We start from the raw sequence: 14187 nt of genomic DNA, 5'->3' as shown, positions 1-14187 counted from the left end.
CAGGGCGCCCATGTGGTGATCTCCAGCCGCAAGCAGGAAGACCTCGATGTGGTCGCCGCGAGCATCATCGCCAACGGCGGCAAGGCCACGGCGATCGCGGCGCATCAGGGCGAATCGGCGGCGCTGAAGGCGCTGATCGGCGAGATCGAAGCAGGCCTGGGCCGGCTCGATATCCTGGTCAACAACGCGGCTACCAACCCCTACTTCGGCCATATCAGCGATACCGATATGTCGATGGTCGACAAGACCATGCAGGTCAACATCAAGGGCTATTTCGAGTTGGCCGCGCTGGCCTCCAAGCTGATGAAGAAAGGCGGCGGTGGCGCGATCGTCAACATCGCTTCGATCAACGGCGTGAAGCCCGGCATGTATCAGGGCATCTATTCGATCACCAAGGCGGCGGTGATCAACATGACCCAGGCGTTCGCCAAGGAATGCGCGATCTGGAACGTGCGCTGCAATGCCGTGCTGCCGGGCCTGACCGAAACCAAGTTCGCCGCGACCTTGACCAAGAACGAGTCGCTGATGAAAGCAGTGCTGCCGCAGATTCCGCTCGGACGTGCGGCCCAGCCGAACGAGATCGCCCCGGCGATCCTGTTCCTGGTTTCGCCGGCCTCGAGCTACGTGACCGGCACCACCTTGACCGTCGACGGCGGCCTGATCGGCTGCGGCGGGCTCTGAGCGGAGTCCGCGCGGCAATGGAAATTCCGATCTTCCCGCTCGGCACCGTGCTGTTTCCCGGCGGGCGCCTGCCGCTGCGCATCTTCGAGCCGCGCTATGCGGAGATGACCAAGGCCTGCATTCGCGACAACCAGGTCTTCGGCGTCAGCCTGATCCGCGCCGGCTACGAGGCCGGCACGCCGGCCGTGCCATCGGAGATCGGCTGCACCGCGCGGATCATCGAATGGGAGGAGCCCAGCTCCGGCCTATTCAACTTGAACGCACAGGGCGAAACCCTGTTCCGGCTCAAGTCCCGGCGGACCCAGGCCGATGGCCTGATCGTCGGCGAGATCGAACTGATCGAGCCGCCCGATCCGATCGGCATGCCCGAGCGCTACGAGAAGCTGCAGCAGCTGCTGACCGATCTGGTCAAGGAAATCGGCCCCGAGCATTTCACCCGACCGCCGCGCTTCAACGACGCCGCCTGGGTCGGCAGCCGGCTCGCCGAGCTGCTGCCGGTGCCGCCGGAGCGCAAGCAGAAACTGCTCGAAGAGAACGACCCGCTGTGGATGCTGGCCGAAGTGGAAAACATGCTGCGCGACCTGCGCGAAGATCCCCCCGAGAAATGATCAACCGATGAGCCCTGCCCCGCACCCCGTCGAAACCTCCGTGCGCGGCTGGCTGGAAAGCATCGTCATCGGCCTGAACCTGTGTCCGTTCGCCGGCAGGCCTTTCCGCGACAACCGCATCCGGGTTTTCGTCAGCGAAGCGAAGACGCCGCTGGATCTGCTGACCGATCTGCAACTGGAACTGACCCGGCTGCACGACACACCAGTCGAGCAACTGGAGACCACGCTGATCGCCGTGCCGCTGATGCTCGCCGACTTCGCCGACTACAACGATTTTCTCGACGAGGCCGACGCCCTGCTCGACCAGTACGAATGGTCCGGTGATTTCCAGGTCGCCAGTTTCCATCCGGACTACCAGTTCGCCGACACACTGCCGACCGACGCCAGCAACTACACCAATCGTTCGCCGGTGCCGTTGCTGCACCTGCTGCGCGAGGACAGCGTGGAAACCGCGATCGCCCTGCATCCGGACCCGGACAGCATCCCGGAAACCAATATCGCGAAGATGGAAGCGATGACGCTGAGCGAGCGGCGAGCGCTGTTCGCGTTTCTGGAGCGGCGCTGAACCGGGTCCGCCCTGCATCGTCGCCCGCAGCCTTGCCGGCTATAGTTCGCGACACTGCACGGCCCGCCGGATAGCGGCCTGCGACTACAACGATCCGCCTGCCGCAGCCTCGTCACGAGCGCTGCGGACTCGCCGGACTCAAAGCCAGAGCGCATTGACAGCGCATCAACAAGGAGACTGCCCGTGACCCGTCTTGCACCGATCGAACGCACGCCATCCGCGTACGACTACCAGCTGCTGATCAAGCACCTGCTGACCAGCCCGATCGCCCGGGCCTCGAAGAACGAGATCGTCTATCGGGACAAGGCGCGCTTCAGCTATCCGGGCTTCGTCGAACGGGTCAACAAGCTGGCCAATGTGCTGACCTCGCTGGGCGCCAAGCCGGGCCAGACCATCGCGGTGATGGAGTGGGACAGCCATCGCTATCTGGAACTGTACTTCGCCATCCCGATGCTCGGCTGCGTGATGCAGACGGTGAACATCCGCCTCAGCCCGGACCAGATCCTCTACACGCTGAACCACGCCGCTGCCGACATGGTGCTGGTCGCCACTGATTTCGTGCCGGTGCTGGAATCGCTGCATGACAAGCTCGAAACCGCGAAAACCTTCGTGCTGATTTCCGATGACGGCTCGAAGCCGAACTCGAAGCTGCCGTTCGCCGGCGAGTACGAAAACCTGCTCGCCCAGGCCGGCGGCAGCTTCGAATTCCCGGAGTTCGACGAGAACGCGCGGATGTCGACGTTCTACACCTCCGGCACCACCGGGCTGCCGAAGGGCGTGTACTACAGCCATCGCCAGATGATGCTGCACACGCTGGGCGTCGCCTCCACTTTCGGCACCGCACCGGTCCAGGGCCGCATCCATCAAGACGACGTGTACATGGCGATCACGCCGATGTTCCACGTCCACGCCTGGGGCATGCCGTATGTCGCGACCATGCTCGGCATCAAGCAGGTCTACGCCGGCCGCTATACACCGGACATGCTGCTGCAGCTGATCGCCAAGGAAAACGTCACCTACTCGCACTGCGTGCCGACCATCCTGCACATGATCCTCAACCATCCGATGGCCAAGGAAGTGGACCTGTCGCGCTGGAAGGTGCTCGTCGGCGGCTCGGCATTGCCGAAGGGCCTGGCCAAGGCCGCGCTCGATCGCGGCATCGACATATTCACCGGCTACGGCATGAGCGAGACCGGCCCGCTGCAGATCATCAACCACATCCCCACCGACCAGCTCGGCGGCGACAACGATCACCAGGCCAGCTTGCGCGTACGCACCGGCCGCCCGGCCCTGCTTTGCGATGTGCGCACTGTCGATGACGATGTGAAGCCGTTGCCGAACGATGGCAAGTCAGTCGGCGAAATCGTCTTCCGCTCGGTCTGGACCACGCAGGGCTATTACAAGAACCCCACTGCCTCCGAAGAGCTGTGGAAAGGCGGCTGGATGCATTCCGGCGACATCGGCAGCTTCGGCGACGACGGCGTGCTGGTGATCTCCGATCGCGTCAAGGACGTGATCAAGACCGGCGGCGAATGGGTGTCTTCACTCGACATCGAAAACCTGATCTCCGCGCACCCCTCGGTCAGCGAAGTCGCCGTCATCGGCATCAAGGACCCGAAGTGGGGAGAACGCCCGGTGGCACTGGTGGTGCCGAAAGCCGACGCCGTGCAGGACGAAGCCGAGATCAAGCGCTACATGATGACCTTCGCCGACAAGGGCGTGATCTCCAAATACGGCGTGCCGGAGCGCGTGTTGTTCGTTGAGGCGCTGGACAAGACCAGCGTGGGGAAGCTGGATAAGAAGGTTTTGCGGGTTAAGTATGCGGAGGCGGGTTCGGCTTGATGCGGCCGTAGGGCGGGTCGCGACCCGCCCTACGAGCTACGAGCTGAAACATCCTTTCAAGGAAAGCCTGATGATCGAAACAACTTTGTAATGGACAAAGATTACAGAGTCACCGTTAAAGTCAGGAATAACAGACTCCTTAAAGCGATTGAACTTTCCGGCCATAAATCTGGCCAGGCATTCGCTTCCCTTATTGATGCGCCCTATACAGCACTGAATGATCTGATAAATATGACGATTGGCCCCCTTACTCAGCAGGGCGAGGAAGCCGGTCAGTATCGAGGTTGGGTAATTCGGCTCTGTGAGTTTCTGAATAAAAGTCCGGCAGATCTTTTCTCGGAAGAGCAGTTGGAGCCGCTAGGAAAAAACACATCCGAATTTTATCTCGATCACACAGAAATGATGTCGTTGAGGTTGATAGATTCTAGTGATGCTGCGGCGGTGACATCCGAAAGCTACATGCGTGATCGTGTAATTGAAATTGTCGAGACCTTGTCGCCTCTGGAGCAAAGCATTCTCACGTTGCGATTTGGCCTAGACGGACACGAACACTCACAAGAAGAAGTCGGCCATTTACTAAATACCGCCCAAGATCGCATTCGTCAGATCGAAGGGAAGGCTTTAAGAAAGCTGAGGCATCCCAAGCGAGCGAACTGGCTGCGCAGCTATCTTGACGAATAGCCCAAGTAGGGCGGGAAAGCCGCAGGCGCATCCCGCCTTCCGCGATGCGCCAACCGTTCCACATGGCGGGATGCGCGGCCATAAAGCCGGCCGCTTTCCCGCCCTACGTTTGATTCACCGATAGGCTCGGGGCTCACGCAGGCATAGACTTCGTGCATGCCGCAATACATTCGAGCCTTTGTTCCGGGTGGCACCTTCTTCTTCACGGTGGCGTTGCTCGAACGCCAGCGGACGCTCCTGATCGATCACATCGATCTACTACGCAAGGCATTCATTGATGCTCGACGGAGGCGCCCTTGCACGATCGACGCCATCGTCGTGCTGCCGGATCATCTGCATTGCATCTGGACGTTGCCACCTGACGATGCGGATTTCTCCACCCGCTGGCATGACATCAAGTCACGCTTCTCGGCAGGGATCGAGCCCGGTGAGCGATTGTCCACTCGCCGCGCCAGCAAGGGAGAACGCGGCATCTGGCAGCGTCGGTTCTGGGAACACTGCATTCGCGATGAGCATGACTTTGCTCACCATGCCGACTACCTGCACTTCAATCCCGTGAAGCATGGTCACGCCACGCGGGTTGTCGACTGGCCGCATTCCAGTTTTCACCGCTATGTGAAGAATGGTGTTTATTCGGCGGATTGGGGCGGCACCCAGCAGGCGGCCATTACGCGGATCGAATGAGCGGCTCGCGGTGGCCGGCGGGATGCGCTTCGCTTTCCCGCCCTACATTTCAGAGCAGTACTAGCACCATGTCGCAACGATCAATCCCCGGCGCAAAGCCGCCGGGCACGATCAGCTTGGTGACGAAGCCGAAGCGCTGATAGAAGCCAGCTGCGTGCTGGCTGGTGCTCAGGCGTACTTCGCGCACTGAGCCCTCGGCACGGATCGCCTGAAGGCGGGCATCGAGCAAGAGCCTTCCCAGCCCGGCGCGATGCTGCTGGCGGTGGACCATGGCCCAGCAGAGGTCGGCGGCATCACCTGCAGTATTCAACGCATAGCCGGCGCAGCCCTGCACCTGGCCATCGGCATCCATGGCGACGAAGTAGCGGCCCGGGAGCTGATCGAGGAAGGCTTCGAAGTCGGCCCGCTCGGAGGCATCGAAGTAGACCGGCACATTGCTGTCGAAGGCCGCGAGGCAGGCCGCGCGGTCTTCGGGGCGATAGGGACGGGTGCCAGCTGTTTGAGGGGCTACGGTCATGGCGATGGCTGGACGGAAGACTCAGGCCGCATCGTGCCAGACAACGCCGCTGCGGCGGCGCGCCCATTCTTCGAAGAACGGCGTGTAGGCGTCCTCGACGGCATTGCGCTTGATCTTCAAGGTTGGCGTGATGAAGCCGTTCTCGACGGTCCATGAGCCGGGCACGACGACGATGTGAGTCAGGTGCTCATGTGGGTCGGCCTGCTCGTTGGCAGCATGCATCGTCTCTTTCAGGCTGCTGCTCAGCGACTCACGCAGTTCCGGTTTGGCGAAGGCGGCCGTGGCCTCCGGGCTGAGGATGACGATGGCGAACGGCTGCGGGAAGCCGGAGCCGGTGACGCATACGGCTTCGACGCTGCTGTTGGCCTGCAGACGGCTTTCGATCGGCGCCGGGGCCACGTACTTGCCCTTGCCGGTCTTGAACAGTTCCTTGACCCGGCCGGTAATCCGCAGGCGGTTCTGGGCATCGATCTCGCCGCGATCGCCGGTGTGCAGCCAGCCGTCTTCGGTCAGGGCTTCGCGGGTTTTTTCCGGCTCCTTGAAGTAGCCGATCATGTTGCAGTGGGAACGGACCAGGATTTCGCCGCTGTCCGCAATGCGGTGATCGACACCGTCATACGGCACACCAACATAGCCGGGCCTGCCCTCGCCCGGCTTGCTGCCGTGCGAGACGCCGAAGTTCTCGGACATGCCATAGCCTTCGAGCAATTCCAGGCCGAGCTTGCCGTACCACTCGATCAGGCTGCCCGGCATCGGCGCGGCGCCACCGCCAGCGAAGCGCAGGGTGTCGAAGCCGAGCTGGGCGACGATCTTCTTCTTGACCATGCGGCCCAGGAACGGGATGCGGAACAGGCGATCGAGCTTCTGCTTCGGCGCCTTGGCGAACACGCCCTGCTGGAACTTCACCCACAGGCGCGGCACCGAGACGAACAGGGTCGGCCGCGCGCGCTGCAAGTCCTTGAGAAACGTCTCCTGCGTCTCGGCGAAGAAGATCTGCATGCCGCAGCGGATCGATACCGATTCCACCGTCCAGCGTTCGGCGATGTGCGACAGCGGCAGGTAGGACAGCACGCGGTCGGCGGCGGTCGGGTTGATGCGCTGCTCCATGGTGATAGGCGCGCGGGCCACGGTGGCGAAGCTGTGCATCACGCCTTTCGGCATGCCGGTGGTGCCGGAGGTGTAGATGATCGTCGCCATCTCGTCGGGATCACGGCGGGTCTCGCCGATCATCGGCGGATTGCTGGCGACGATGTCGTCCCACTGGCGGTGATCGTCCTCCGGTGACAGCACACAGCCGAAGCGCAGCACCTTGTCCGGAATGCCCGGCCGCATCGTTGCGTAGTCATCGAGCTTGCCGACGAAGATCGCCCGCGCCTCGCTGTGCTCGAGGATCTGCCGCACGCTGTTGGCGGTCAGCGTCGGGTACAGCGGCACGCTGACATAGCCGGCCATCCAGATCGCGATGTCGGCCATGATCCAGTGCGCGCAGTTCTTCGACAGGATCGCCACCTTGGCGTCCTTGTCCCAGCCCTGGACGCGGCCCTGCGCCTGCAGCCATTCGGCGATCCGCCGCGATTCGTTGACCGCTTGGCTCCAGGTCCAGGTCCGCACCTGGCCTTGTCCCATCGGTTGAGTCAGCCAGGGCTGATCGGCCAGTTCTTTCTCCCAGCGATAGACGCGGGCCAGCGGCATGCTGTCGGGGGCAACGGGGCTAAGACTCTGCGCCATCTTTGGAAGTCCTTTGTGCTGCTTCGGTAATCGTCGTTGTTGTAACGAACATTGTTGTAGCGCGATGGTACGCCAGCCCCTACAGTGTGTGTAGCTCGTATCAGAATCAGGATGATTACCGTGACCCGTGCCGTCAGCCCCAGCATCGCCTCTCCGTTCTACACCGATGAACACGAAGCCTTCCGGACCCAGGTCCGTCGCTTCGTCGAGCGCGAATGCGTGCCGAACATCGATACCTGGGAAGCCGCCGGCGAACTGCCGCGCGCGCTGCACGAGAAGGCGGCGGAAGTCGGCCTGCTCGGCATCGGCTTCCCGGAGGCCTACGGTGGCATCGAGGTGCCGGACCTGTTCTATCTGGTCATCGCTGTCGAGGAACTGGCACGCACCGGCAGCGGCGGCCTGATCGCCAGCCTGCTGTCGCACGGCATCGCCACACCGCCGCTGGTCCACATGGGCTCGCACGAGCAGAAGGAAAGATTCATGCGTCCGGTGCTCGCCGGCCAGAAGGTCGCGGCACTCGCGATCACCGAGCCGGGCGGCGGTTCGGATGTCGCCAACCTGCGGACCAAGGCGGTGCGCGATGGCGATCATTACGTGGTCAACGGCAGCAAGACCTTCATCACCTCCGGCATGCGCGCGGACTATCTGACCGTGGCCGTGCGCACCGGTGGCGAAGGCATGGGCGGCGTCTCGCTGCTGGTGATCGAAGCCGGCACGCCGGGCTTCTCGCGCACGCCGCTGGCCAAGATGGGCTGGTGGTGTTCAGACACCGCCACCTTGTACTTCGAGGATTGCCGGGTGCCGGTCGCCAACCGCATCGGCCCCGAGAACGCCGGCTTCATGGCGATCATGATGAATTTCAACAACGAGCGGATCATGCTCGCCGCCCAGGCCTGGGCCTCGGCTCAGGTGGCTTATGAAGACGCGCTGGCCTGGACCCGCGAACGCCAGACCTTCGGCAAGCCGCTGCTGACCCGGCAGGTGATCCGCCACAAGCTGCTCGACATGAAGATGCGCATCGACGCGGTGAAGGCGCAGCTCGACATCCTGTGCTGGCGTATCGCGCAGAAGCAGTTGCCGGTCGCCGATGTCTGCCTGCTGAAGAACCTGGCGACTTCGACGCTCGAGTACGTGGCCGGCGAAGCGGTGCAGATTCTCGGCGGCGCCGGCTATCTCCGAGGCGCGCGAGTCGAGCGCATCTTCCGCGAGACCAAGGTGCTGTCGATCGGCGGCGGCGCTTCGGAAGTGATGAAGGATCTGGCGGCGAAGCAGTTGGGCTGGTGAAGTGCAGGCGATGCGGTGAGACAATCGCGGCATGAACGATCAAGCCTCTGACACGCTGGCCGCGCTCGCCGCAACCGATTTCATCGATGCCGATCACCCGATGATCCGCGCCTTCGCGGCCGAGGTCATCGGTGATCTGACCGATCCGCGCGAGCAAGCCGTGGCGCTGTATTACGCGGTGCGTGATCGCCTCCGCTACGACCCGTACACCGTCGATCTCTCCGACCACGCGCTGAAGGCCAGCACCACCCTGGCTGCTGGGCGTGGCTGGTGCCAGCCGAAGGCGACCCTGCTCGCGGCGGCCTGCCGCGCGGTGGGTGTGCCGGCGAGAGTCGGCTTTGCCGATGTGAAGAATCATTTGTCGACCGAGCGCCTGCGCCAGGTCATGCAGACCGATACCTACTATTGGCACGGCTACGCGGCGATCCTGCTCGATAGCCGCTGGGTCAAGGCGACGCCAGCATTCAACATCGAGCTGTGCCAGAAATTCCAGCTGCAGCCGCTGGAGTTCGACGGCCGCGAGGATTCGATCTACCACCCCTTCGATCTGAGCGGCAACCGGCACATGGAATACGTGAACCTGCGCGGCGATTTCGACGACGTGCCGATCACCGCGATTCGCGAAGACTTCGCGCGCTACTACCCGCAGATGATGGGCCTCGATACCGCGGCCAACTTCGACGCCGATGTCGAAGCCGAGATCGCGACTCAGCCGCGCGGCTGAGTCGCGCTTTTGATCAGGCCGCGGGTGTCATCTTCACCAGCAGTTGCCGCGCTTTCACCTGATCGCCCGGCGCCACGCTGACCGCTTCGACGCTGCCCGCGATCGGCGCCGCCAGCTGAAACTCCATCTTCATCGCTTCGAGCACGGCCAAGGTCTGGCCTTTGGCGACGACCTCGCCCGGCTTCTCGAACACTGCGACGATCTTGCCGTCGCTGTGCGCAACGATGCGGCCATCCGAGCCTGCAGCCGAGGTTTCTGCCGGCGCGTAGCTGCGATCGACGAAGGCTTCGGTCACACCGTCCGCCATCAGCCACAGCGTGTCGCCAGTGCCGCGCGCGTAGCGGGCGCTGCCCTGCACGCCGTCGGCTTCATAGCGGAACGCGCCGGGCTGTACCGCCGACACCATCAGCTCGATGCGAGTGCCGGAGACTTCGGCACGGAAGCGCCGGCCACCCTCGGCCAGCACTTCGATGTCCTGATCGACCGTGCCCCAGCGCAGGCTGAAATCGACCGGCGCTTGCTGCGAGGAATGCCAGCCCAGCATCTCGTCGCTCAAGCCATGTTCGGCGGCGAGCTTCTGCGCATCGTCCAGGTACAGCGCGACGGCTGCGAGCAACCATACGCGCGCTGAAGGCTGTGCAGCGGAAATCTTCTCCTGCGGAAAGTGCTGGCCGACGAAGGCCGTGCTGAAGGCACCGGAGGCGAAAGTTTCGGTGGCGAGAATCTCGGCGAGATAGTCCTTGTTCGAGCGCACGCCGAGCAGCGCGGTATCGCGCACCAGCTTCAGCAAGCGGCTGCGCGCAGTTTCGCGATCCTCGCCCCAGGCGATCAGCTTCGCCTGCATCGAGTCGTAGTAAGGCGAGATCGCGCGGCCGGTTTCCAGATAGCTGTCGACACGCAGGCCATCGCCGGCCGGCGCATCCCAGAGCAGCACTGGGCCGGTCTGCGGCAGGTAGTTCTGGCGTGGGTCTTCCGAACACAGCCGCACTTCGATCGCGTGGCCGCGAGCGCGGGCAAGAATCTCGTCCTGCGTCATCGGAAGCCGCTCGCCCTGCGCGACCTTCAACTGCCAGGCGACGAGATCGACGTCGTAGACAAGTTCGGTCACTGGATGCTCGACCTGCAGCCGCGTGTTCATTTCCAGGAAATAGAAACTGCCGTCGGCCCCGAGCAGGAACTCCACGGTGCCGGCGCCGACGTAGTTCACCGCTTTCGCGGCAGCGACGGCAGCAGCACCCATGCGCGCTCGCAGCGCGGCATCCACAGCCGGGCTCGGGGCTTCCTCGACGACTTTCTGATTGCGGCGCTGGATCGAGCAATCGCGCTCGCCGAGGTGGACGACATTGCCGTGGCGATCGCCGAACACCTGGATCTCGACGTGGCGCGCATCGATCACCGCTTTCTCGATCAGCAGCTGGCCGCTGCCGAACGCGTTCGAGGCTTCCGAGCGTGCCGAAGCAATCGCCTCGCCCAACTGGCTTTCGTCATGCACCAGACGCATGCCGCGCCCACCACCACCGGCTGCGGCCTTGACCATCACCGGCAGGCCAGCCTTCTTCGATTCGGCGATCAGGATCGCGTCAGATTGATCGTCGCCCTGATAGCCGGGCACGCAGGGCACGCCGGCCGCGAGCATGCGGATCTTCGAGGCGCTCTTGTTGCCCATCGCATCGATCGACGCCGGATCGGGTCCGATGAAGATCAGGCCGGCGTCCTGCACGGCGCGCGCGAAGTCGGCGCGCTCGGACAGGAAACCGTAGCCCGGATGGATCGCTTCGGCGCCGCTGGTCTTCGCCGCGGCGATGATCTGCTCGATGACCAGATAGCTGTCCTTCGCCGGCGCCGGGCCGATGCGCACGGCTTCATCGGCGACGCGGACATGCAGCGCGCCGGCATCGGCATCGCTGTAGACGGCGACCGTGCGATAGCCCTGCGCCTTCGCACCCCGCAGCACGCGAACGGCGATCTCGCCGCGATTGGCGACCAGCACTTTGGTGAAACGCTTCGTGGCAGGCATGTTCAGGCAGGCATTCCTTGGGGGAGCAAAAGCCGCGAGCCAGTCGGCACGGCGGCTTTCGAAGTACGCGAGCGGACCGCAGCTCACGAGGTTCGGATGGGGAAACTGGCGGTCGGCCAAACGCGTCAGGCCGATGATGCCCAGCACGCGCTGCGAAACCACATGATCGAGATCGGTGATCGCGCTGATCACGTCGAGGTTCTTCCGCGTGTAGCCGTAGAGCATCAGCGCCAGCGCCATCTCGGTGGCGTAACCCTGGCCCCAGTACGCCTGGGCGATGCGATAGCCAACCTGGATCAGCGGCTCGCCGTGGATGTGATTCAGGCAGTGCATGCCGATGATTTCACCGGACGCGCGCAAGGACGTCACCCAGATGCCGAAGCCCGGATGCTGATCGTAGTAGGCCATGATCCGATGCTCGAACATGGCCTGCGATTGTTCGGGGGTCAGCACGCCACCGAGATAGCGCATCACCGCCGGATCGGCGTTCATCGCGACCAGCGATGGCAGATCGGCCTGCGTGTAACGCCGCAGCACCAGCCGCGCCGTGCTCAGGCCATCGCCGGCATCGGCAGGCAGGTGCACGACCAGGCTCACGCCGGGTTCGCCCACTTCGGCTTGCGCTTCTGCACGAAGGCAGTGACGCCTTCCGGCGCTTCACTGCCACGCACGGCTTCCGCGAATTTCTGTGCGGCGTCGTCGAGCACTACGCTCATCGACTTGTGGCCGACGTCGAGGAGGATTTCCTTGGTGACCGCGTTGGCCACCGGCGCGCAGTTCAGTACCTGCGCCAAAGTCGCGTCGAGCTTGGCGGACAGCTCCGCTTCATCGGCAAAGCCTTCATGCACCAGCCCGAGCCTCAGCGCTTCGGCACCATCGAAAAACGCGCCCGTCAGGCACAGACGACGCGCCTGAGTCAGGCCGATGCGCTCGACGACGAAAGGCGCGATCTGCGCCGGCAGCAAGCCGCGCACGGTTTCCGGCAGGCCGAATTTCGCGTCGGTTTTGGCAAAGGCGATGTCCGAGACACAGGTCAGACCGACACCGCCGCCGAGCACCGCGCCTTCGCAGATGACGATGACCACCTGCGGCGCCGCCTGGATCAGCTGCAGCGTCTCGCCGAAGACTCGGGAGTTCGTCGCGATCGGATCGGCTTCACCATCGACGATCGGGCTCACGCCGCTGGCCAGCATTTCCTTGAGATCACCGCCGGCACAGAAATGACCACCAGCGCCGCGCAACACGATGGCCCGCACGCTGCGGTCATCGCGTACCGCCTCGAACAGCGCGCGGATCGCCAGGACCATGTCCTGAGTCATCGCATTGCGTGCTTCCGGGCGATTCAAGGTGGCGTACAGCACACCGCGCTCGAAGCGAGTGGGAAAGTGGGGGTGTTGCGGAAGGTCTGCCAAATCAATCTCTCATTCGTCATTCCCGCGAACGCGGGAATCCATCTCTCAAACCGAGATACCGCCGAACAGATCATTCCAGTCCGGATTTTCAACGTCGATCAATTCAATTTTCCAGGACCTATTCCATTTCTTGATTTGCTTCTCGCGCGTAATTGCAGTCATTGCTGTCAGGCGAGACTCGAACCATACAAGGTCATGAACCGCGTACTTCTTGATAAACCCTTCGACAAGATCGTTCTTGTGCTGCCAGACGCGCTGGACCAGATCGGAAGTCACCCCAATGTAGAGCGTCCCGTTCTTCTGGCTGGCGAGCATGTAAACGAAGAACTGTCTTTGCTTCATGCTTCGTCGATGCCCTAACCATGGATTCCCGCGTTCGCGGGAGTGACGAGTTAGTTGGACTTCCGCTTGCCCCCGTACCCCAAACCTTTCGCCAGGATTCTCAGCATGATTTCATCGGCGCCACCGCCGATCGAGTGCAGGCGCAAGTCGCGATAGAACTGCGCGACCGACGATTCCCACATGTAGCCCTGGCCGCCCCAGTACTGCAGGCAGCTATCGGTGACTTCGCGCGCCAGACGGCCGCTCTTGAGCTTGGCCATCGAAGCCAGCATCGTCGCGTCACGGCCAGCGATGTGCTCGGCGGTGGCGCGGTAGGTCAGCGCACGCAGCGCTTCGACTTCGGTGGTCAGTTCGGCGAGCCGGAAGCTGATCACCTGATTGTCGAGCAGCGAGCCGCCGAAGGCCTTGCGCTGACGGGTATAGGTGGCGGTGTCGGCGATCACTCGTTCCATCGCCGCGATGATGCTGGCCGACAGGAACAGGCGCTCTTCCTGGAACTGCTGCATCTGGTAGACGAAGCCGCGGCCTTCCTCGCCGATCAGGTTGCGCGCCGACACGCGAACTTCATCGAGGAAGATCATCGCCGTGTCGCTGGAGCGCTGGCCGAGCTTGTCGAGCTTCTGCGAGCGATCGACGCCCTTGGCATCGAGCGGCACCACGATTAGCGATTTTGAGGCGTGCTGATTGACCGATGGATCACCTGTATTGACCAGCATGCAGGCCCAGTCGGCCTGGGTGCCGTTGGTGATCCACATCTTCGAGCCGGTGATCACGTACTCGTCGCCGACCTTGCGGGCAACAGTCTTGATGCCGGCGACATCGGAACCCGCACCCGCTTCGCTGACTGCAATCGCCGCGACCATATCGCCAGCAACGGCCGGTTTCAGGAAATTCTCTTTCAGGTAATCGCTGCCGAAGCGCGCCAAGGCAGGCGTGGCCATATCGGTCTGCACGCCGATCGCCATCGGCAAGCCGCCGCAGCTGCAATGACCGAGCGCTTCGGCGAACGCGACCTGATAGCTGTAGTCGAGTCCGAGGCCGCCGACGCTTTCCGGTTTGGCGATGCCGAGCAGACCAAGATTGCCCATCTTCTTCAGCACTT

Annotated in this window: 14 protein-coding genes; 8 read left to right on the top strand and 6 right to left on the bottom strand. The window is 63.1% G+C overall.

Annotated features, from left to right (window positions below; all coding sequences use genetic code 11):
- The 6 genes from QZY06_RS02155 to QZY06_RS02130 all read left to right on the top strand — a co-directional run.
- On the top strand, positions 1-681 hold a 681-nt coding region (locus QZY06_RS02155; RefSeq protein WP_295679583.1), incomplete at its 5' end, for an SDR family oxidoreductase.
- A 17-nt stretch (positions 682-698) separates the two neighbouring features.
- Positions 699-1289: an LON peptidase substrate-binding domain-containing protein gene (locus tag QZY06_RS02150; RefSeq protein WP_295679581.1), complete on the top strand. Its 591-nt coding sequence runs from the start codon at positions 699-701 to the stop codon at positions 1287-1289.
- 7 nt (positions 1290-1296) lie between these two features.
- Positions 1297-1854 (top strand): DUF1415 domain-containing protein, encoded by a 558-nt coding sequence (locus tag QZY06_RS02145; protein ID WP_295679578.1) that lies wholly within the window; start codon positions 1297-1299, stop codon positions 1852-1854.
- Between the two features lie 183 nt (positions 1855-2037).
- Complete coding sequence (locus QZY06_RS02140; protein WP_295679574.1) at positions 2038-3696, top strand: fatty acid--CoA ligase; 1659 nt, start codon at positions 2038-2040, stop codon at positions 3694-3696.
- Positions 3697-3786: 90 nt separating this feature from the next.
- Positions 3787-4377: a sigma factor-like helix-turn-helix DNA-binding protein gene (locus tag QZY06_RS02135; protein ID WP_295679571.1), complete on the top strand. Its 591-nt coding sequence runs from the start codon at positions 3787-3789 to the stop codon at positions 4375-4377.
- A 156-nt stretch (positions 4378-4533) separates the two neighbouring features.
- Positions 4534-5061, top strand: a complete 528-nt coding sequence (locus tag QZY06_RS02130; protein ID WP_295679569.1) for a transposase — start codon at positions 4534-4536, stop codon at positions 5059-5061.
- Positions 5062-5110: 49 nt separating this feature from the next.
- On the opposite strand, the gene QZY06_RS02125 is transcribed toward QZY06_RS02130, so the two are convergent.
- Together QZY06_RS02125 and QZY06_RS02120 are read right to left on the bottom strand one after the other, a co-directional pair.
- A complete protein-coding gene (locus tag QZY06_RS02125) occupies positions 5111-5578 on the bottom strand; it encodes a GNAT family N-acetyltransferase (protein ID WP_295679567.1) in 468 nt (155 codons plus the stop codon).
- Positions 5579-5599: 21 nt separating this feature from the next.
- The gene (locus QZY06_RS02120) at positions 5600-7306 is read right to left on the bottom strand and encodes an AMP-binding protein (protein WP_295679565.1); all 1707 of its coding nucleotides are present in this window, start codon (positions 7304-7306) and stop codon (positions 5600-5602) included.
- A gap of 144 nt (positions 7307-7450) precedes the next feature.
- Between QZY06_RS02120 and QZY06_RS02115 the strand changes: the two genes are divergently transcribed.
- Both QZY06_RS02115 and QZY06_RS02110 read left to right on the top strand, forming a co-directional pair.
- Entirely contained in the window at positions 7451-8590 is a 1140-nt protein-coding gene (locus QZY06_RS02115) for an acyl-CoA dehydrogenase family protein (RefSeq protein WP_367275540.1), read from the top strand.
- A gap of 31 nt (positions 8591-8621) precedes the next feature.
- On the top strand, positions 8622-9314 hold the full coding sequence (locus QZY06_RS02110) for a transglutaminase family protein (RefSeq protein WP_295679559.1): 693 nt from the start codon (positions 8622-8624) through the stop codon (positions 9312-9314).
- 13 nt (positions 9315-9327) lie between these two features.
- On the opposite strand, the gene QZY06_RS02105 is transcribed toward QZY06_RS02110, so the two are convergent.
- From QZY06_RS02105 to QZY06_RS02090, 4 genes are all read right to left on the bottom strand, one after another.
- Entirely contained in the window at positions 9328-11928 is a 2601-nt protein-coding gene (locus QZY06_RS02105; RefSeq protein ID WP_295679556.1) for a GNAT family N-acetyltransferase, read from the bottom strand.
- Positions 11925-12743: an enoyl-CoA hydratase-related protein gene (locus tag QZY06_RS02100; RefSeq protein WP_295679553.1), complete on the bottom strand. Its 819-nt coding sequence runs from the start codon at positions 12741-12743 to the stop codon at positions 11925-11927. Before QZY06_RS02100 ends, QZY06_RS02105 begins: the two co-directional genes overlap by 4 nt.
- A gap of 45 nt (positions 12744-12788) precedes the next feature.
- Positions 12789-13085 (bottom strand): GIY-YIG nuclease family protein, encoded by a 297-nt coding sequence (locus QZY06_RS02095; RefSeq protein ID WP_295679551.1) that lies wholly within the window; start codon positions 13083-13085, stop codon positions 12789-12791.
- 50 nt (positions 13086-13135) lie between these two features.
- Positions 13136-14187 (bottom strand): acyl-CoA dehydrogenase family protein (locus QZY06_RS02090; RefSeq protein ID WP_295679549.1); only part of this gene is annotated, 1052 nt, incomplete at its 5' end.

Source organism: uncultured Nevskia sp. (assembly GCF_903885465.1).
Taxonomy (GTDB): domain Bacteria; phylum Pseudomonadota; class Gammaproteobacteria; order Nevskiales; family Nevskiaceae; genus Nevskia.
This window is presented reverse-complemented; position numbering and strand designations above follow the sequence as displayed.